This is a genomic window from Pseudomonas sp. CFBP 8771 (assembly GCF_014841695.1).
GTDB classification, from domain to species: domain Bacteria; phylum Pseudomonadota; class Gammaproteobacteria; order Pseudomonadales; family Pseudomonadaceae; genus Aquipseudomonas; species Aquipseudomonas baltica.
In genome coordinates, this window is record NZ_JACYUJ010000008.1 from 177,046 (window position 1) to 194,686 (window position 17,641).

Genomic DNA, 17,641 nt, shown 5'->3' on the forward strand with positions numbered 1-17,641 from the left:
CTCCTAGAAAAAGCGTACGCCTGACAGGGGCGCGATTGCGCAATAGTTTACGGGGCTCAACAATATCTGTTAAATGGATTATTAAGATATGGGTAATCGGTTATATAGATATGCGATTCACACTTCGTCAATTGCAGGTATTCGTCGCCGTGGCCCAGCAGGAAAGCGTGTCACGCGCCGCCAACCTGCTGTCGCTGTCGCAGTCGGCGACCAGCACCTCGATTACCGAGCTCGAACGGCAATCGAGCTGTCAGTTGTTCGATCGCGCCGGCAAGCGCCTGAGTCTCAACGCCCTGGGTCATCAACTGCTGCCCCAGGCCGTGGCCCTGCTCGACCAGGCCAAGGAAATCGAAGACCTGCTCAACGGCAAGTCAGGATTCGGTTCATTGGCAGTAGGCGCGACTTTGACCATCGGCAACTATCTGGCCACTCTGCTGATCGGCCGTTTCATGCAGGTGCACCCGGAAAGCCAGGTCAAGCTGCATGTCCAGAACACTGCGAACATCGTTCAGCAGGTGGCGCACTATGAAATCGACCTGGGGCTGATCGAGGGCGACTGCAGCCATCCAGACATCGAGGTGCAACCCTGGGTAGAAGACGAGTTGGTGGTGTTCTGTGCGCCACGGCATCCATTGGCTTCGGTGCCCAGTGCCAGCCTGGCCTTGCTGACCCAGGAAGCGTGGATTCTGCGCGAACAGGGCTCGGGCACGCGCCTGACATTCGACCAGGCCATGCGTCACCATCGCCTGGCACTCAACATCCGTCTGGAACTGGAACACACCGAAGCGATCAAGCGCGCCGTGGAGTCCGGGCTGGGCATTGGGTGCATTTCCCGGCTGGCACTGCGCGATGCCTTTCGGCGCGGCAGCCTGGTGCCGGTGCACACGCCCGAGCTGGATCTGGCGCGGCAGTTCTATTTCATTTGGCACAAACGCAAGTACCAGACCTCGGCCATGCGCGAGTTCCTCGACCTGTGCCGCGCATTCACCGCCGGCGCGCAACGCAGTGACGAGATCGTCCTGCCCGACATCGCCTGAGCCAGGCATCGGTCAAAGCAGAATCACCGCCCACACCAGCACGATCATGCTCAAGGCAACGAACTGAGCTGCGCTGCCCATGTCCTTGGCATTCTTCGACAATGGGTGACGCTCCAGCGAGATGCGATCGATAGCCGCCTCGATCGCCGAGTTGAGCAATTCAACGATCAACGCCAGCAGGCACACCGCGATGAGCACCGCGCGCTCCACGCGGCTGACCTGCAACAAAAAGCTCAGCGGCACCAGCACGACGTTGAGCAGCACCAACTGGCGAAACGCCGCTTCGCCGGTGAAGGCTGCACGCAGACCATCGAAGGAGTAACCCGTAGCATTGAGAATACGTTTGAGGCCGGTCTGGCCCTTGAAAGGTGACATGCGCGACGATCCAGGAAAGGAAGACGGCCGACGATGAAACGTTCGGCGTGAAAAAGGCGTGACGGTGCAGGTCAGTTGGCGGAGGTTGACTCCAGTTGTTGCAACAGCAAGGCAGCCTGGGTGCGAGTGCGCACGCCGAGCTTGCGAAAGATCGCTGTTACATGGGCCTTGATGGTGGCTTCCGACACGCTCAACTCATAGGCGATCTGCTTGTTCAACAAACCTTCGCACACCATGGTCAGTACCCTGAACTGTTGGGGCGTCAGGCTGGCAAGCCCTTCGCTGGCGGCCTTGGCTTCCGCCGAAACGCTGACCGCCTCGAATGCCTGCGGCGGCCACCAGACTTCCCCGTCCAGCACCTCGCGTACGGCCGCTTGAATGGTTTCGAGCGAACTGGACTTTGGAATGAAGCCACTGGCGCCGAATTCACGCGAGCGCACCATGACCCAGGCGTCTTCCTGAGCCGAAACCATCACCACGGGTATGTGCGGATACTGGCCGCGCAGCAATACCAATCCGGAAAAACCGTAGGCGCCGGGCATATTCAGGTCCAGCAGCACCAGGTCCCAGTCGGCCTTTTCGTCGAGGCGCCCTTCGAGCTCGGCAATACTCGCCACCTCTACCAGACGCACTTCTGCGCCCAGACCCATGGTCAAGGCTTGATGCAGCGCGCTGCGAAACAGCGGATGGTCGTCGGCGATCAGGATTTCGTAAGTGGCCATCGATCACAGGATTCCAGGAAATGAAGCCGTTCGGACAGTATCCGCCCGATTCGGCGCCAAGAATGCCGACCCCGGCCATGGTGGTCAAGCGACTCCATGGCCAGAGCCCGCGTCGCCGCCAGGATTATAGATAGTCGGCCAGAAACCGATGCGCCGCATCGGTCTCGTCCACTGGCTCCTGGAATTTCGCTGCCAGGTAATGCGCACTGAACACATCGAGGTAGGCATCCAGTACGCGCGCCGCCTGCTCGTCGCCGGCCAGCTCCAGACACAGCGCCGCCACCTCGGCGGTGCAGAAGTGATCGTCGCGCTTGGAGCGGCGCAAGGTGTAGCGCGACAGTTGTTCGGGCGCCAGGCTCAACACCGGCAGCGAGGCCAGGTACGGACTCTTGCGGAACATCTTTCGCGCTTCGGTCCAGGTAGCGTCCAACAGTATGAACAAAGGCCGTCGACCGAGCTGCGGCGCCACGCTGCTGGTTACCCGCTGCGGCTCGACGAACTCTCCGGGAAAGACCAGATAGGGCTGCCACTGCGGATCCGCCAAAAGTGCCAGCAACCGCGGGTCGACGGCTACGCGCGACCACATGAAGGCGTGGGTGTCGGCGATCACGTCGGCAATCAGCCAGCCGGTGTTGCTCGGCTTCATGGGTTCCACGTCATGCATCAGCAGGCACATGGCCGACCGTGCGTCGACGTTGGGACGCCACGCGCACAGGCAGTACTGCGGAATGACTCGGCAACGCGGGCATCGAGGCGCGCGTGAACCCCGTGCGGTAAATGGCTGGGTACTGCGCGCCAGGCGCTCGGCGCGCAGACGGGAAACGGCATGGCTCATTGCGGATCACGGTAGAGTCTGGGGGCGCGGATTCTAACAGAGCTGGCTCCGGAACGATGTCGATGGTGAGCCGACGTGCCGCGCCGTATAATCGGCTACCCTCAGAGGTGGGTGAACGCCTGCGCCATTGGCGGGTCTTACGCCCACTTGTCTTGCCCGGCTTTTTGCCCAGGAGTGTTTCATGCTGCGCTTTATCGCCCCGTCCCTCGCCTTGCTGCTTGCCTTGCCGCTGGCCGCCCACGCTGCATCGCTGAAGGAACTGGAGCTGTCGAAAAACCTGCAGAAAGTGGCTCAGCAAAGCAGTGTGGGTACACCGCGCGCAATCAATGAAGACATCCTCGATCAGGGTTTCACCGTCGAAGGCAACCAACTGGTCAATCACCTGAGCGTTCGCGAAAGCCAGGCCTACGAGATGCGCCGCGACCCCAAAACCGTTTACCTGCAACTGGGCGCAAGCGTATGTCGCAACAAGGGTTTTCGTGATCTGATGGCACAGGGCGCCGTGATGCGCTATGACTTCACCGAATACAAGACCAATCGCGCCATCGGCAGCCAGTCCTACACTGCCAAGGACTGCGGCAAGTAATACTCCAGGAAATGTGGCGGTGCTACTCGACGAACACCGCTGCCTCATCGGCAGAAGGGATCAGTCCAGATCCTTGCCGTTGAGCAGGCGAGAAATCAGCTCCATCGGGTAGCCCCGATAGGCCAGAAAACGCGTCTGCTGGGCGCGCTCCTTGAGTTCAACGGGAAGCCTGGCAGCGAATTTGCGCTCCCAGAGCTCGCGTAGCTGCACCGCCCAATCGAATCCGCTTTGACGAAGTGCCTGCTCGACATCGGCGCGCTGCAAACCGCGTTGGGTCAGGTCTTCGCGTATTCGTGCGGGCCCGTAGCCGGAGTTGGCCCGATAGCGAATGAAGCTTTCCAGGTAGCGTGCTTCCGACAACAAGCCTTCGTCGGTCAGACGATCAAGCTCGGTATCGATCATTTCGGGAGGAGCGCCGCGCTGACGCAATTTGCGCGTCAGCTCGACTCGACCATGCTCGCGACGTGCGAGCAGGTCCATGGCAGACCGTCGCACGGCGACGGGTGTATCCAATACGACAGGTGGCATGAGGCTGATCAGAAATCGGCTTCAGCTTCAGCCGTATCGGCTGCCGGTGCAGTCGCGGAAGCCTTGTCGGCTGCAGCCTTGTCGGTACCGCCGGTCAGCAGCTTGTCGCGGATCTGCTTTTCCAGGGTGGCCTTGATCTCGGGGTTGTCTTGCAGGAACTTGGCCGAGTTGGCCTTGCCCTGACCGATCTTGCTGCCTTGATAGCTGTACCAGGCGCCCGATTTCTCCAACAGGCCGTTGGCCACACCCAGGTCGACGATTTCACCGTTGAGGTAGATGCCCTTGCCGTACAGGATCTGGAATTCAGCCTGACGGAATGGCGGTGCCACCTTGTTCTTGACGACCTTGACGCGGGTTTCGCTGCCCACCACTTCGTCGCCTTCCTTGACCGCGCCGGTCCGGCGAATGTCCAGACGAACCGATGCGTAGAACTTCAGCGCGTTACCACCGGTGGTGGTTTCCGGGCTGCCGAACATCACACCGATCTTCATGCGGATCTGGTTGATGAAGATGACCAGGCAATTGGCGTTCTTGATGTTACCGGTGATCTTGCGCAGTGCCTGCGACATCAGGCGTGCCTGCAGACCCACGTGCATGTCGCCCATCTCGCCTTCGATCTCGGCCTTGGGTACCAGTGCAGCGACGGAGTCGACGATGATGACGTCAACCGCATTGGAGCGCACCAGCATGTCGGTGATTTCCAGCGCCTGCTCACCAGTGTCCGGCTGGGATACCAGCAGGTCATCGACATTGACGCCCAGCTTGCCGGCGTACTCGGGATCCAGCGCGTGCTCGGCGTCGACGAAGGCGCAGGTTGCACCGGCCTTCTGGGCCTGGGCGATGACCGACAGCGTCAACGTGGTTTTACCCGACGATTCCGGGCCATAGATCTCGACGATCCGGCCTTTTGGCAGACCACCGATACCCAGCGCGATATCCAGGCCGAGCGAACCGGTAGAGATGGCCGGGATCGCTTGACGCTCGTGGTCACCCATGCGCATGACAGCGCCTTTACCGAATTGACGTTCGATCTGACCCAGGGCCGCAGCCAAGGCACGCTTCTTGTTGTCGTCCATTGAAGTCCTCACGTAATCAATAAGGCCTGACGGCCATAACACCTGTATAAGTAGCCAGTATTATTCCACACACCATGCCCCTCGCCTACCCCTGAAATGGTTTTTCTCCAGTGGCAAGGTGTAACAAACCCTGCAGGGCTGCCACGACGGTTTGCCGGCGCACGGCCTCGCGATCGCCGGCAAACTGCTCGCGTCGACAAAACGTCTGCGCACCGTCAGCCCAGGCCAGCCATACCGTGCCGACAGGCTTTTCAGCGGAGCCGCCGCCGGGGCCGGCAACGCCGCTGACCGCCACCGCAAAGCGCGCTTTGCTGTGCCCCTGAGCACCGCGCACCATGGCTTCGACCACTTCGCGGCTGACTGCCCCGACCTGCTCGAACAGCTCGCTCGGAACCTGCAGCTGAGCGGTTTTCTGCGCGTTGGAATAAGTGACGTAGCCGGCCTCGAACCAGGCCGAACTGCCGGCGATGCGAGTGATCGCCTCGGCGATACCGCCTCCCGTGCAGGACTCCGCCGTGGTGGCTTGGGCGCCCAGGGCAAGCAGGCGCTGGCCGAGTTCGGCAGAGAGTGAGGTCGAGGCGTCCATAACAGCTCCTTGATCAGGCGGCCGATGAGGCTACGCCCTCCTGCCATGCAGGTCAAAGTCGCCATGGCATGCCTGGGTATGACCGGCCCGAAGGGCAATCGTGCCACCGCGTAACCGGTGCCAACGTCCTACATGGTGAAAAAAATCCCTGTACTATTGGCGCCTGCCTTACGTCCCCAAGACACCCGCGAGCTAAGTCCTTGAATGTCCGATTTTTCTAACCACACCCCGATGATGCAGCAGTACTGGAAGCTGAAGAATCAGCATCCCGACCAGTTGATGTTCTACCGCATGGGCGACTTCTACGAAATCTTCTACGAGGATGCGAAGAAGGCTGCCAAATTGCTCGACATCACCCTGACCGCCCGTGGACAGTCGGCGGGGCAGTCGATCCCCATGTGCGGTATTCCTTACCATGCAGCCGAGGGCTACCTGGCCAAACTGGTCAAGCTGGGCGAGTCGGTGGTGATCTGCGAGCAGATCGGCGACCCGGCCACCAGCAAGGGGCCGGTCGATCGGCAAGTGGTACGGATCATCACGCCCGGCACGGTCAGCGACGAAGCGTTGCTCGACGAGCGCCGCGACAACCTGATCGCGGCCGTGCTGGGCGACGAGCGCCTGTTTGGCCTGGCGGTGCTGGACATCACCAGCGGCAACTTCATGGTCATGGAGTTGGCGGGATGGGAAAACCTGCTGGCGGAGCTCGAGCGGATCAACCCGGTCGAACTGCTGATTCCCGATGACTGGCCGCAAGGGTTGCCGGCGGAAAAGCGCAAGGGCTCGCGCCGCCGGGCGCCTTGGGACTTCGAACGGGACACTGCGCACAAGAGCCTGTGCCAGCAGTTCGCAACCCAGGACCTCAAGGGCTTCGGCTGCGAGAAGCTGACGCTGGCCATCGGCGCCGCGGGCTGCCTGCTCGGCTACGCCAAGGAAACCCAGCGCACCGCCCTGCCCCATCTGCGCAGCCTGCGTCACGAACGGCTGGACGACACGGTGGTGCTGGACGGCGCCAGTCGCCGCAACCTGGAGCTGGACACCAACCTTGCCGGCGGACGCGACAACACCCTGCAATCGGTCATCGACCGCTGCCAGACCGCCATGGGCAGCCGACTGCTGACCCGCTGGCTCAATCGACCACTGCGTGACCTCAAGGTGTTGCAGGCGCGTCAGGGCTCCATCGGCTGCCTGCTCGAGGGCTACCGCTTCGAAAGCCTGCAACCGCAGCTCAAGGAAATCGGCGACATCGAGCGGATTCTCGCAAGGATCGGGCTGCGCAATGCCCGACCGCGGGACCTGGCGCGACTGCGCGATGCGCTGGCCGCCCTGCCCGAACTGCAGGTGGCAATGGCCGAGCTCGAAGCGCCGCACCTGGCGCAGCTGGCGGCCATTGCCGGGACCTACCCGGAACTGGCCGATCTGCTGGCCAAGGCCATCGTCGACAATCCGCCCGCCGTCATCCGCGACGGCGGCGTACTGAAAACCGGCTACGACAGCGAGCTGGACGAACTGCTGTCGCTGAGCGAGAACGCCGGCCAGTTTCTGATCGACCTGGAGGCCAGGGAGAAGGCCCGTACGGGCTTGTCCCACTTGAAAGTGGGCTACAACCGCGTCCACGGCTACTTCATCGAACTGCCCAGCAAACAGGCCGAACAAGCCCCCGCGGACTACATCCGGCGGCAGACGCTCAAAGGTGCCGAGCGCTTCATCACCCCTGAACTCAAGGCCTTCGAAGACAAGGCGCTGTCGGCCAAGAGCCGTGCCCTGGCCCGTGAGAAGTCGCTGTACGAAGCGTTGCTGGAAAACCTCATCGGCCATCTGCCGCCCCTGCAGGACACCGCCGCGGCGCTGGCTGAACTGGACGTGCTGAGCAACCTCGCCGAGCGAGCGCTGAACCTGGACCTCAATTGCCCCCGCTTCGTCGACGAGCCGTGCCTGCGTATCAACCAGGGTCGCCACCCGGTCGTGGAACAAGTGCTCACCACACCCTTCGTGGCCAACGACCTGAGCCTGGACGACAGCACCCGCATGCTGGTGATCACCGGTCCGAACATGGGCGGTAAATCCACCTACATGCGCCAGACTGCCTTGATCGTGTTGCTGGCGCACATCGGCAGTTTCGTGCCAGCAGCCAGTTGCGAGTTATCGCTGGTGGACCGTATTTTCACCCGAATCGGCTCCAGTGATGACCTGGCTGGCGGCCGCTCGACGTTCATGGTGGAGATGAGCGAAACCGCGAACATCCTGCACAATGCCACCGAGCGCAGCCTGGTGCTGATGGACGAAGTGGGCCGCGGCACCAGCACGTTCGATGGCTTGTCGCTGGCCTGGGCTGCCGCCGAATGCCTGGCCGGACTGCGCGCCTACACCTTGTTCGCCACTCACTACTTCGAGCTGACCGTGCTGCCGGAAAGCCAGCCACTGGTGGCCAACGTGCACCTGAGCGCCACCGAACACAACGAGCGCATCGTTTTTCTACACCATGTGCTGGCTGGCCCTGCCAGCCAGAGCTACGGGTTGGCGGTCGCGCAATTGGCCGGGGTACCGGCCGCAGTCATCCTGCGCGCCAAGGAACACCTGAGCCGTCTGGAAACCACCAGCCTGCCCCATGAGGCGCCAACGCCCATGCCCGGCAAGACAGCGAAGCCCCATCAGGCTGACCTGTTTGCCAGCCTGCCGCACCCGGTGCTGGAACAGATTGCCAAGACCGACATCGATGGACTGACCCCGCGGCAAGCGATCGAATTGCTCTATGCACTGAAGAACCGGGTCTAACGCTTATTCCTACAAGCTGATAGAATCCCGCGCGGTTTGGGAATGCCAATGGCTTTTAGCCTGGTCTGCGGCTGACCTGCCCAAACCAAGCGGCCCTGTGAAGGGCTTCGCTGCCGCCGCCTGAGGAGAGAAATAGAAATGACCTTCGTCGTCACCGACAACTGCATCAAGTGCAAATACACCGACTGCGTGGAAGTCTGTCCGGTGGACTGCTTCTACGAAGGCCCGAACTTCCTGGTGATTCACCCGGATGAGTGCATCGACTGCGCACTGTGCGAGCCTGAATGCCCGGCCCAAGCCATCTTCTCCGAAGATGAAGTGCCCGAGGACATGCAGGAATTCATCCAGCTGAACGTGGACTTGGCCGAAGTCTGGCCGAACATTACCGAGAAGAAGGATGCGCTGCCCGAGGCTGAAGCGTTCGACGGCGTGAAAGGCAAGATCAAGGACCTGGAGCGCTAGGGCACGCTCGTTGCCTCGTGCCAGCTGATAGCGACCGCCACGCCTGCCGCGCAGGCGTGCGTGACACCGGACGGCGCGGCTGGCCACTCGCTCTCGACCTCAAAAAAAAGTCAAAAAAAGGGGCGGTAATGAGCCGCCCACCTTTCCCTGTCCCTTTTATCCCTGTCATCGTCCTGATGAATCGCGTCACTGCGATATCCCTTTTGGGCGCTCGATCCTGAGCACCTGTGTCGTCCCTGAACACGCCTTGATATTAACGCATCCGGTGCGTAGGACAACCTTGAATAATTCCCATCATAATCTGACTTGGGTGTCAGCTTATTCGATAATGTGTTCAAGAACGTGCAGTTAGATAGACAAGAGTTCCAACTTACAAAACTTTGACTGGATAAATAGCCAAAGGCTTACACAAGGTCACAGTGAACACTGACAACATCGCACTGCGACTAGGCCAACAATAAAAACGCCCCTTGAAAAAGGGGCGTTCAAGTCGTGCGGTAACGGCGGCTATTGAAACAATGACTCGCTGGACAGCCCATTCTTTTCGAGTATCTCGCGTAGTCGCTTGAGGCCTTCCACCTGGATCTGTCGCACGCGCTCGCGGGTCAAGCCGATTTCCAGGCCAACGTCTTCCAGCGTGCTGCTCTCGTGGCCACGCAGGCCAAAACGGCGTACCACCACCTCGCGCTGCTTGTCGGTCAGCTCGGACAGCCACTGGTCTATGCTCTGCGAGAGATCGTCGTCCTGCAGCAGCTGCAAGGGGTCGGTGGGTCGGTCATCGGTCAGGGTGTCGAGCAAGGTCTTGTCCGAATCCGGCCCGAGCGAGACATCCACCGAGGATACCCGCTCGTTGAGCCCAAGCATGCGCTTGACCTCGCCCACCGGCTTTTCGAGCAGGTTGGCGATTTCTTCGGGGGATGGTTCGTGATCCAGTTTCTGGGTCAGTTCGCGCGCGGCGCGCAGGTAGACGTTGAGCTCCTTGACCACGTGAATGGGCAGGCGAATGGTCCGGGTCTGATTCATGATCGCCCGTTCGATGGTCTGTCGGATCCACCAGGTGGCATAGGTTGAGAACCGGAAACCGCGCTCGGGATCGAATTTCTCGACCGCACGAATCAGCCCCAGGTTGCCCTCCTCAATGAGGTCGAGCAAGGACAGGCCGCGATTGACATACCGGCGGGCGATCTTGACCACCAGGCGCAGGTTGCTCTCGATCATGCGTTTGCGACCGGCCGGGCAGCCGCTCTGGGAAAGTCGTGCGAAGTGCACCTCTTCTTCGGGAGAAAGCAGAGGCGAAAAACCGATTTCATTCAAATACAGCTGGGTCGCATCGAGCGCCCGCGTGTAGTCGATGTATTTGTGCTGTTTGAGCGATGTGGAATTGCGTGCCTTGGTGCGAACCGCAGGTGCAGCAGGTTCTTCGTTCGACATCACATCCAATACGACGCCGGGTTCCATAAGGAGCACCTCATCGTCGATGTCAAACTCCGGCGCTTCTTTGCTGAGAGCCATTGTTATAGTCCTTTGCTGAGTTCGACCTCAAGCTCCAGCGGCGCCAATCTCCATGGCAGCGCGTGAGCCCGTCCCCACTACGTGGAGGAACAGGCTGGTAGTGCAAATCAACGACGTGGCAGGAATTGCAGCGGATCTACGGGCTTGCCTTGGCGGCGAATCTCGAAGTGCAGCTTCACCCGGTCCGTCCCCGTTGAACCCATTTCGGCAATTGTCTGACCGACCTTGACCTGCTGACCCTCCCGAACCAACAACCTGCGGTTATGACCGTAGGCACTGACGTAGGTATCGCTGTGTTTGATGATGACCAATTCGCCGTAGCCCCTCAAACCACTCCCGGCGTAGACCACCGCACCATCAGACGCAGCAAAAACAGGCTGTCCCAAATCACCGGCGATATCAATTCCTTTATTCAAACTGCCGTTTGAAGCGAATTTCCCGATCAAAACACCGTTTGCCGGCCATGCCCAGCCGCCTTGGGTGCGCTCGCCCGCGGGTACCGGGGTAGGCGAAGGGACGGGAATGGCGACGCTGCTGATGGCGGTCGGTGCCGGGATGAGCGGACGGCGGGTGACTGTGGTGCGGCTCGAGGAAGACGCAGAGGCGCCGCTCTGGGTGGTCACCACGGTGGTGGCTGGCGCGCCCGAGTTGCCGTCGAAGCGGATCACCTGGCCTGGGCGGATGGTATAGGGCACGGGAATATTGTTGCGCGCAGCCAGGGCCTTGTAGTCCCAACCGTAGCGAAAGGCGATGGAGAACAGCGTGTCGCCTCGCCTGACTGCGTATTGGCCTGTGGTCACCGGCTGGCGCTGCGCCGCTTTGGCCGCGTTGTTGCGATCGACCACGCTGACCTGGCTGGAGGTGCTGGAACAGCCGGACAGAAAGGCTGCGATCGCAACCCCGAGCATCAGGAGCTTGACGCTCGAACTACCTGCACGCTGCCCAATGATTGTGAGGCTCACCCGCCGCTCCTTTGTTGTGGTGACAAGAAAATATCCAACTTCACTACTCGACTTCAAGGCGCATGGGTGCAAGCTGCGGCCGTACCTGCGCCACGACCCGCTGTCAGACAGACGGCGCCGCGCAGAATTCACTCCGCGAACTCACACCGGTCAAGCCAGCGGACCATTGAGCAACGGCACGAAGCGCACGGCTTCCAGAACATGCCGGGAGAACCCATGCTCTTCGCGCACGATCAACATCAGTTGCTGGACGTCGCCGGCGCCCACCGGAATCACCAGTCGCCCACCGGGCGCAAGCTGATCAAGCAGGGCCTGGGGCACATCGGTCGCCACTGCGGTAACGATGATGCCGTTGTAGGGTGCCAGGGCCGGCCAGCCTTCCCAGCCATCGCCCCAGCGAAAGACCACGTTGCGCCGCTCGAGCGTCTGCAGGCGCTCCTTGGCGCGATCCTGCAGGACCTTGATCCGCTCGACCGAGAACACCCGCTCGACCAGCTGCGACAGCACGGCGGTCTGGTAGCCCGAGCCGGTGCCGATCTCCATGACCTTGTCCAGTGGCCCCGCCGCCAGCAGCAGCTCGCTCATGCGTGCAACCATGTAGGGCTGGGAAATGGTCTGGTTGTGGCCGATCGGCAGTGCGGTGTCTTCGTAGGCGCGGTGCGCCAGTGCTTCGTCGACGAACAGATGGCGCGGTGTGCGACGCAGTACCTCGAGCACCTGGGTATTGGCCAGGCCTTCGTCGCACAGGCGCTGAATCAAGCGTTCGCGCGTGCGCTGCGAAGTCATGCCGATGCCATGGTGCTGATTGTCTCTCTGGCGCATCAGCCAAGCTCCTCCAGCCAACCTTGAACGTGGCCGAAGGCCTCGTTGAAGGTGCGATCCAGTTGCAGTGGCGTGACCGACACGTAGCCCTGCATGACAGCATGGAAATCGGTGCCCGGGCCGCCATCTTCGGCGTCGCCGGCCACGGCGATCCAGTAGCCCGGCTTGCCCCGCGGGTCGACCATGCGGATCGGCGCCGCAGCCCGTGCCCGATGGCCCAGGCGAGTCAGCACCATGCCGCGGATACGCTCGATCGGCAGGTTGGGGATGTTCACGTTGAGCACGGTACGAGGCGGCAGGTTCAACCGGTCTCGGGCCTCGATCAACTTGCGCGCGTAGTAGGCTGCCGTCGGCAGGTGCTCGGGCTGGCGAGACAACAACGAGAACGCAAACGAGGTATGCCCCAGAAAACGCCCCTCGAGGGCAGCAGCCACCGTGCCCGAATACAGCACGTCGTCGCCCAGGTTGGCCCCCAGGTTTATACCTGAAACCACCAGGTCGGGCTCGAAAGGCAGCAGGCCGTTCAGGCCCAGGTGCACGCAGTCGGTGGGTGTGCCGTTGACGCTGATGAAGCCGTTGGGCAAGGTCTGCGGATGCAGCGGCCGGTCCAGCGTGAGCGAACTGCTGGCGCCGCTACGGTCCTGATCGGGGGCGATCACCGTGCACTGGGCATAGTCCTGCAACACGTCGTGAAGCGCGGCCAGGCCGGGGGCGGTGACCCCATCATCGTTGGAAATCAGAATACGCATGGACTTTCCGTCTGCCCTGTCGGCACCAGATCGACGAGTTCGCGCACCACGACAGTGGCGAAGCAACCGGCCGGCAGGACGAAGTGCAACTGCAGGATGTCAGGCTCGGGATAATGCCACGTCAGCTCGCCGATGGGCAGCCGCAGGATGCGTCGCTCCTGTGCCAGGCCCGCTTTTGCAAGCCAGGCACACAGCGCCGGGTGCTGGTCGCCGATGGCATTTTCCAGCTCGGCGCAGCGACCGGCGGCGACCGATGCGCCCTCGCCCCACAGCGCTCCGGTAGGGTGCAGGTCGAGGATGTCCAGGCGTGGATCACTGCATTCGGCTTCACCGGCGGGAAAGAAGCTGCGGCTGTCGGTGAACGCCAGCAGATCACCGATCCGGGCGCGGTTCCAGGTACCGTCGGCGACGCGCGCGGCAAGTATCTGGTTGAACAGGAAACTGCGCGCCGTGGAGAGCAGCCGCGAACGCACATTGCGCTGCTCGGGCAGCGCCTGGCGTTCGGCATACTGCTGAGCGTCGAACACGTTGCCGCCCTGGAAACCGAAGCGCTGGGTGCCGAAATAATTCGGTACGCCGGTCTGCTGGATTTCTCCAAGGCGCGCATCGAGCGCGGCCCGGTCGGCCTTGAGCGCGGTCAGGCGCACGGTGAAGCCGTTGGCCGAGTGCGCACCGCGTTGCAGTTTGCGCGAGTGCCGGGCCTGCTTGAGGATGGCCAGGGTGTCGCCCTGCGCCGCGCTCAGGTCCGGATCGGCCTTGCCTGGCAGATGCAGGCTGAACCACTGCCGGGTCAGCGCCTGGCGATCCTTGAGGCCTGCATAGCTGACCGTGCGCAACGGCACGCCAGCGGCCTTGGCCAGACGGCGGGCTGCCTCTTCGGTATTGAGGTTGCGTTTCTCGACCCAGAGCCAGAGGTGCTCGCCCTGGCCGGCCAAGGGAATGTCCAGCACTTCGTCGACCTGGAAGTCTTCGGCGCTGGCCTTGAGTACGGCGCTGCCCAGGCTGTCGCCCGTGGCCCGCGGACCCAGCAATTCGAATTCGGTCATGCGCGCAGCAACAAGGCGACCGCATGCACGGCGATACCTTCCTCGCGCCCGGCGAACCCGAGCTTTTCGGTAGTGGTCGCCTTGACGTTGACTTGATCCAGCTCCACGCCCAGGTCGGCGGCGATCCGTTCACGCATGGTTTCTATGTGGGGCGCCATTTTCGGCGCCTGGGCGACGATGGTGGCGTCGACATTGCCGACCTTCCAGCCTTTGCTCGCCACGACCGCAAGCACGTGGCGCAACAGCACGCGGCTGTCCGCGCCCTTGAACTGCGGATCGGTGTCGGGAAAATGCTTGCCGATGTCGCCCAAGGCAGCTGCGCCGAGCAAGGCATCGCTCAAGGCATGCAGTACGACGTCGCCGTCGGAATGAGCCAGCAGGCCGAACTTGTGTGGGATTCGCACGCCACCCAGGGTAATGAAGTCACCCTCGGCGAAACGGTGCACGTCGTAGCCGTGGCCAATACGCATAGAAAAAAACGCCCCGATTGAGTCAGGGCGTGATTCTACCTGCTTTGGCGCAGGTTGGGCGGATCAAAACATCTGCAGGTGACTGTGCTGGCGCCTTCGCGGGCAGAGAGCGCCAGCGCCGTCACTTCAAGGCCTTTGCATGATGGCGCAAATGGTCATCGATGAAGCTGGCGATGAAGTAATAGCTGTGGTCATAGCCCGGTTGCATGCGCAGGGTCAGTTCATAGCCGGCCGACTTGGCCGCCTGACTCAGAGCCTGGGGCTTGAGCTGGCTCTCGAGGAAATCATCGCGATCGCCTTGATCCACCAGCAGCGGCAGATGTTCCGCCGCATCGGCGATCAGCACGCTGGCATCCCATTCGCGCCAACGCGAGCGCTCCTCGCCCAGGTAATGGGAAAACGCTTTCTGGCCCCAGGGGCAATCCATCGGATTGCTGATGGGCGAGAACGCCGAGATCGACCGATACCGCCCCGGATTGCGCAGCGCGCAGACCAGCGCTCCGTGGCCACCCATGGAATGGCCACTGATGGAGCGCTTGTCCGACGCGGGGAAATGCGCTTCCACGATGGCTGGCAATTCATGCACCACATAGTCATGCATGCGGTAATGCTGCGCCCACGGCTGCTCGGTGGCGTTCAGATAAAACCCGGCACCCAGACCGAAATCCCATGCCTGGTCCGGATCATCCGGCACTCCCGCCCCGCGCGGGCTGGTGTCGGGCGCAACGATGATCAAGCCCAACTCGGCGGCCAGCTCCAGGCCACCGGCCTTCTGCATGAAGTTCTCGTCGGTACAGGTCAGCCCCGACAGCCAGTACAGCACCGGCAACTTGCCGCCCTGCTCCGCTTGCGGCGGCAGGTACACGGCGAAGGTCATGTCGCAACCCAGCTCCTTGGAGCGGTGCTTGTAGCGTTTGTGCCAGCCGCCGAAGCTCTTCTGGCAGGACAGGTTTTCCAGGCTCATGGCAGACCTCAGAAGTGGATGACCGAACGAATGCTCTTGCCTTCATGCATCAGGTCGAACGCTTTGTTGATGTCTTCCAGACCCATGGTGTGGGTGATGAAGGTATCCAGCGGGATCTCGCCGGTTTCGGCCATTTCGACGTAGCTGGGCAACTCGGTACGCCCGCGCACGCCACCGAATGCCGAACCGCGCCAGACCCGTCCGGTAACCAGTTGGAACGGGCGCGTGGCAATTTCCTGGCCAGCGCCGGCCACGCCGATGATCACCGACTCACCCCAGCCCTTGTGGCAGCATTCGAGCGCCGCACGCATCAGTTGCACATTGCCGATGCACTCGAACGAGAAGTCCACGCCGCCATCGGTAAGGTCGACGATGACTTCCTGGATCGGCCGGTCATATCCCTTGGGATTGATGCAGTCGGTTGCACCCAGCTGGCGGGCGATCTCGAATTTGCTTGGGTTGATGTCGACGGCGATGATGCGACCGGCCTTGGCCTTCACCGCACCGATGATGGCCGACAGACCGATACCGCCCAGGCCGAACACGGCCACGGTATCGCCCGGCTTGACCTTGGCCGTGTTGAGCACGGCGCCGATACCGGTGGTGACGCCACAACCCAACAGGCAGACCTTTTCCAGCGGCGCCTGCTTGTCGATCTTCGCTACCGAGATCTCCGGCAACACGGTGTACTCGGAGAACGTCGAGGTGCCCATGTAATGGAACAGTTCCTTGCCGTTGTACGAGAACCGCGTGGTGCCGTCCGGCATCAAGCCCTTGCCCTGAGTGGCGCGGATGGCCTGGCACAGGTTGGTCTTGCCCGATTTGCAGAACTTGCACTGGCGGCACTCTGGCGTGTACAGCGGAATGACGTGATCGCCCACCGCAACCGAAGTGACCCCCTCGCCTACCGCTTCGACGATGGCGCCGCCTTCGTGGCCCAGTACCGACGGGAAGATGCCTTCAGGATCCGCACCCGACAGGGTGTAGGCATCGGTATGGCAGACCCCGGAAGCGACCACGCGCAACAGGACTTCGCCTGCCTTGGGCATGGCCACGTCGATCTCGACGATTTCCAATGGCTTGTTGGCTTCGAATGCAACCGCGGCGCGGGACTTGATCATCAATGCTTGCTCCTGAAATGAACGGGACTGCCAACAGTGTAATTCATGGGAGGATGCGGAATAATCGCCCCTTGCGCAAAACATTGATGCCGTACAGGGATAATCGAGTGAATGATAACCGCTGGGAGGGTATCGACGAGTTCGTCGCAGTGGCCGAGTGCGCGCACTTCACCGCCGCAGCGCAGCGGCTGGGCGTGTCGTCGTCCCACGTCAGTCGCCAGATCGCCCGATTGGAAGAACGCCTGCAGACCCGCCTGCTCTATCGCAGCACGCGACGGGTAGCGCTGACCGAGGCAGGGCAGACATTCCTCCAGCATTGCCAACGCCTGCAGGACGGTCGCGACGAAGCCTGGCGAGCCATGAGCGACCTGACCGGTGAACCCAAGGGGCTGCTGCGCCTGACCTGCGCCGTGGCCTATGGCGAGCGCTTCATCGTGCCGCTGGTCACGCGCTTCATGGGGCTGTACCCGCAACTGCGCGTGGAGATCGAGCTGAGCAACCGCACCCTCGACCTGCTTCACGAAGGCCTGGACCTGGCCATCCGCCTGGGACGCTTGCAGGACTCGCGACTGGTGGCAACCAGGCTGGCGCCGCGGCGGATGTTCCTGTGCGCTTCACCGCACTACCTGGCGCGCTATGGCCGGCCCCACAGTGTGTCGGAATTGACGCGGCACAACTGCCTGGTGGGCAGTTCGGATATCTGGCCGCTGCAGGTCGATGGCAAGGAACAGGCGCAACGCGTACAGGGCAACTGGCGCTGCAACAGTGGCCAGGCGGTCCTCGACGCGGCGTTGCAGGGCGTCGGGCTGTGTCAGCTGCCTGATTACTACGTGCTGGAACACTTGCGCAGCGGCGCACTGGTGTCGCTGCTGGAGGCCCACCAGCCGCCCAACACGGCGGTGTGGGGGCTTTATCCGCAACAACGGCACTTGTCGCCGAAGATCAGGAAGCTGGTCGATTATCTCAGAGAAGGGTTGGCCGAGAGGCCCGAGTATCTGTAGGAGCGGTCATCGGCC

The 17,641-nt window shown here is 62.0% G+C and carries 19 protein-coding genes; 5 read left to right on the top strand and 14 right to left on the bottom strand.

All coding sequences use genetic code 11. The annotated features are described in order from the left end of the window. Nucleotides 1-110: 110 nt before the first annotated feature. Nucleotides 111-1,037, top strand: coding sequence for a LysR family transcriptional regulator (locus IFT80_RS19140; RefSeq protein WP_122476517.1), 927 nt, complete (start codon nt 111-113; stop codon nt 1,035-1,037). Nucleotides 1,038-1,049: 12 nt separating this feature from the next. Here the strand turns inward: IFT80_RS19140 and IFT80_RS19145 are convergent, their stop codons facing one another. From IFT80_RS19145 to IFT80_RS19155, 3 genes are all read right to left on the bottom strand, one after another. Further along, on the bottom strand, nt 1,050-1,412 hold the full coding sequence (locus IFT80_RS19145; protein WP_122476519.1) for a diacylglycerol kinase: 363 nt from the start codon (nt 1,410-1,412) through the stop codon (nt 1,050-1,052). 71 nt (nt 1,413-1,483) lie between these two features. Continuing rightward, nucleotides 1,484-2,134 carry a response regulator transcription factor ErdR gene (gene erdR, locus IFT80_RS19150; RefSeq protein WP_122476520.1) on the bottom strand — a complete coding sequence of 217 codons (651 nt, stop codon included), beginning with the start codon at nt 2,132-2,134 and terminating at the stop codon, nt 1,484-1,486. Between the two features lie 124 nt (nt 2,135-2,258). Then, nucleotides 2,259-2,969: a tRNA-uridine aminocarboxypropyltransferase gene (locus tag IFT80_RS19155; protein WP_122476522.1), complete on the bottom strand. Its 711-nt coding sequence runs from the start codon at nt 2,967-2,969 to the stop codon at nt 2,259-2,261. Between the two features lie 181 nt (nt 2,970-3,150). On the opposite strand from IFT80_RS19155, the gene IFT80_RS19160 reads away from it, so the two are divergent. Beyond that, nucleotides 3,151-3,555, top strand: a complete 405-nt coding sequence (locus IFT80_RS19160) for a PA3611 family quorum-sensing-regulated virulence factor (RefSeq protein WP_122476523.1) — start codon at nt 3,151-3,153, stop codon at nt 3,553-3,555. 60 nt (nt 3,556-3,615) lie between these two features. On the opposite strand, the gene recX is transcribed toward IFT80_RS19160, so the two are convergent. The 3 genes from recX to IFT80_RS19175 all read right to left on the bottom strand — a co-directional run bounded on the left by recX (nt 3,616) and on the right by IFT80_RS19175 (nt 5,745). Then, a complete protein-coding gene (gene recX, locus IFT80_RS19165; RefSeq protein WP_122476525.1) occupies nt 3,616-4,083 on the bottom strand; it encodes a recombination regulator RecX in 468 nt (155 codons plus the stop codon). A gap of 8 nt (nt 4,084-4,091) precedes the next feature. Next, on the bottom strand, nt 4,092-5,159 hold the full coding sequence (gene recA / locus IFT80_RS19170; RefSeq protein WP_122476527.1) for a recombinase RecA: 1,068 nt from the start codon (nt 5,157-5,159) through the stop codon (nt 4,092-4,094). 85 nt (nt 5,160-5,244) lie between these two features. After that, on the bottom strand, nt 5,245-5,745 hold the full coding sequence (locus IFT80_RS19175) for a CinA family protein (RefSeq protein WP_122476529.1): 501 nt from the start codon (nt 5,743-5,745) through the stop codon (nt 5,245-5,247). Nucleotides 5,746-5,949: 204 nt separating this feature from the next. Between IFT80_RS19175 and mutS the strand changes: the two genes are divergently transcribed. Together mutS and fdxA are read left to right on the top strand one after the other, a co-directional pair. Further along, entirely contained in the window at nt 5,950-8,517 is a 2,568-nt protein-coding gene (gene mutS / locus IFT80_RS19180; protein WP_192138103.1) for a DNA mismatch repair protein MutS, read from the top strand. A 138-nt stretch (nt 8,518-8,655) separates the two neighbouring features. Continuing rightward, the gene (gene fdxA, locus IFT80_RS19185) at nt 8,656-8,979 is read left to right on the top strand and encodes a ferredoxin FdxA (protein WP_122476533.1); all 324 of its coding nucleotides are present in this window, start codon (nt 8,656-8,658) and stop codon (nt 8,977-8,979) included. Nucleotides 8,980-9,486: 507 nt separating this feature from the next. Here the strand turns inward: fdxA and rpoS are convergent. The 8 genes from rpoS to IFT80_RS19225 form a co-directional block, all read right to left on the bottom strand. Then, nucleotides 9,487-10,491, bottom strand: coding sequence for an RNA polymerase sigma factor RpoS (rpoS, locus tag IFT80_RS19190; protein ID WP_122476535.1), 1,005 nt, complete (start codon nt 10,489-10,491; stop codon nt 9,487-9,489). 107 nt (nt 10,492-10,598) lie between these two features. Next, nucleotides 10,599-11,453 carry a peptidoglycan DD-metalloendopeptidase family protein gene (locus IFT80_RS19195; protein ID WP_192138104.1) on the bottom strand — a complete coding sequence of 285 codons (855 nt, stop codon included), beginning with the start codon at nt 11,451-11,453 and terminating at the stop codon, nt 10,599-10,601. Nucleotides 11,454-11,603: 150 nt separating this feature from the next. Further along, nucleotides 11,604-12,239 (bottom strand): protein-L-isoaspartate(D-aspartate) O-methyltransferase, encoded by a 636-nt coding sequence (locus IFT80_RS19200; protein ID WP_163007435.1) that lies wholly within the window; start codon nt 12,237-12,239, stop codon nt 11,604-11,606. A gap of 35 nt (nt 12,240-12,274) precedes the next feature. Next, a complete protein-coding gene (gene surE / locus IFT80_RS19205; protein WP_122476538.1) occupies nt 12,275-13,024 on the bottom strand; it encodes a 5'/3'-nucleotidase SurE in 750 nt (249 codons plus the stop codon). Continuing rightward, the gene (gene truD / locus IFT80_RS19210; protein ID WP_122476540.1) at nt 13,012-14,070 is read right to left on the bottom strand and encodes a tRNA pseudouridine(13) synthase TruD; all 1,059 of its coding nucleotides are present in this window, start codon (nt 14,068-14,070) and stop codon (nt 13,012-13,014) included. The genes surE and truD overlap by 13 nt, the downstream gene beginning before the upstream one ends. Next, the gene (ispF, locus tag IFT80_RS19215; RefSeq protein ID WP_122476541.1) at nt 14,067-14,540 is read right to left on the bottom strand and encodes a 2-C-methyl-D-erythritol 2,4-cyclodiphosphate synthase; all 474 of its coding nucleotides are present in this window, start codon (nt 14,538-14,540) and stop codon (nt 14,067-14,069) included. Before ispF ends, truD begins: the two co-directional genes overlap by 4 nt. Before the next feature lie 121 nt (nt 14,541-14,661). Beyond that, entirely contained in the window at nt 14,662-15,504 is an 843-nt protein-coding gene (gene fghA / locus IFT80_RS19220; RefSeq protein ID WP_122476543.1) for an S-formylglutathione hydrolase, read from the bottom strand. 8 nt (nt 15,505-15,512) lie between these two features. Further along, nucleotides 15,513-16,625 (bottom strand): S-(hydroxymethyl)glutathione dehydrogenase/class III alcohol dehydrogenase, encoded by a 1,113-nt coding sequence (locus tag IFT80_RS19225; protein WP_192138105.1) that lies wholly within the window; start codon nt 16,623-16,625, stop codon nt 15,513-15,515. Between the two features lie 107 nt (nt 16,626-16,732). Here IFT80_RS19225 and IFT80_RS19230 point away from each other — a divergent pair, with 107 nt between their 5' ends. After that, a complete protein-coding gene (locus IFT80_RS19230) occupies nt 16,733-17,626 on the top strand; it encodes a LysR family transcriptional regulator (RefSeq protein WP_342214299.1) in 894 nt (297 codons plus the stop codon). Nucleotides 17,627-17,641: the final 15 nt, after the last annotated feature.

What these genes read in the sequence shown, in the direction of transcription:
- recX (WP_122476525.1), bottom strand. Translation starts at nt 4,083, where the DNA reads ATGCCACCTGTCGTATTGGATACACCCGTCGCCGTGCGACGGTCTGCC.
- recA (WP_122476527.1), bottom strand. Translation starts at nt 5,159, where the DNA reads ATGGACGACAACAAGAAGCGTGCCTTGGCTGCGGCCCTGGGTCAGATC.
- IFT80_RS19175 (WP_122476529.1), bottom strand. Translation starts at nt 5,745, where the DNA reads ATGGACGCCTCGACCTCACTCTCTGCCGAACTCGGCCAGCGCCTGCTT.
- IFT80_RS19140 (WP_122476517.1), top strand. Translation starts at nt 111, where the DNA reads ATGCGATTCACACTTCGTCAATTGCAGGTATTCGTCGCCGTGGCCCAG.
- erdR (WP_122476520.1), bottom strand. Translation starts at nt 2,134, where the DNA reads ATGGCCACTTACGAAATCCTGATCGCCGACGACCATCCGCTGTTTCGC.
- IFT80_RS19200 (WP_163007435.1), bottom strand. Translation starts at nt 12,239, where the DNA reads ATGACTTCGCAGCGCACGCGCGAACGCTTGATTCAGCGCCTGTGCGAC.
- surE (WP_122476538.1), bottom strand. Translation starts at nt 13,024, where the DNA reads ATGCGTATTCTGATTTCCAACGATGATGGGGTCACCGCCCCCGGCCTG.
- fdxA (WP_122476533.1), top strand. Translation starts at nt 8,656, where the DNA reads ATGACCTTCGTCGTCACCGACAACTGCATCAAGTGCAAATACACCGAC.
- fghA (WP_122476543.1), bottom strand. Translation starts at nt 15,504, where the DNA reads ATGAGCCTGGAAAACCTGTCCTGCCAGAAGAGCTTCGGCGGCTGGCAC.
- truD (WP_122476540.1), bottom strand. Translation starts at nt 14,070, where the DNA reads ATGACCGAATTCGAATTGCTGGGTCCGCGGGCCACGGGCGACAGCCTG.
- mutS (WP_192138103.1), top strand. Translation starts at nt 5,950, where the DNA reads ATGTCCGATTTTTCTAACCACACCCCGATGATGCAGCAGTACTGGAAG.
- rpoS (WP_122476535.1), bottom strand. Translation starts at nt 10,491, where the DNA reads ATGGCTCTCAGCAAAGAAGCGCCGGAGTTTGACATCGACGATGAGGTG.
- IFT80_RS19155 (WP_122476522.1), bottom strand. Translation starts at nt 2,969, where the DNA reads ATGAGCCATGCCGTTTCCCGTCTGCGCGCCGAGCGCCTGGCGCGCAGT.
- IFT80_RS19145 (WP_122476519.1), bottom strand. Translation starts at nt 1,412, where the DNA reads ATGTCACCTTTCAAGGGCCAGACCGGCCTCAAACGTATTCTCAATGCT.
- IFT80_RS19160 (WP_122476523.1), top strand. Translation starts at nt 3,151, where the DNA reads ATGCTGCGCTTTATCGCCCCGTCCCTCGCCTTGCTGCTTGCCTTGCCG.
- ispF (WP_122476541.1), bottom strand. Translation starts at nt 14,540, where the DNA reads ATGCGTATTGGCCACGGCTACGACGTGCACCGTTTCGCCGAGGGTGAC.
- IFT80_RS19225 (WP_192138105.1), bottom strand. Translation starts at nt 16,625, where the DNA reads ATGATCAAGTCCCGCGCCGCGGTTGCATTCGAAGCCAACAAGCCATTG.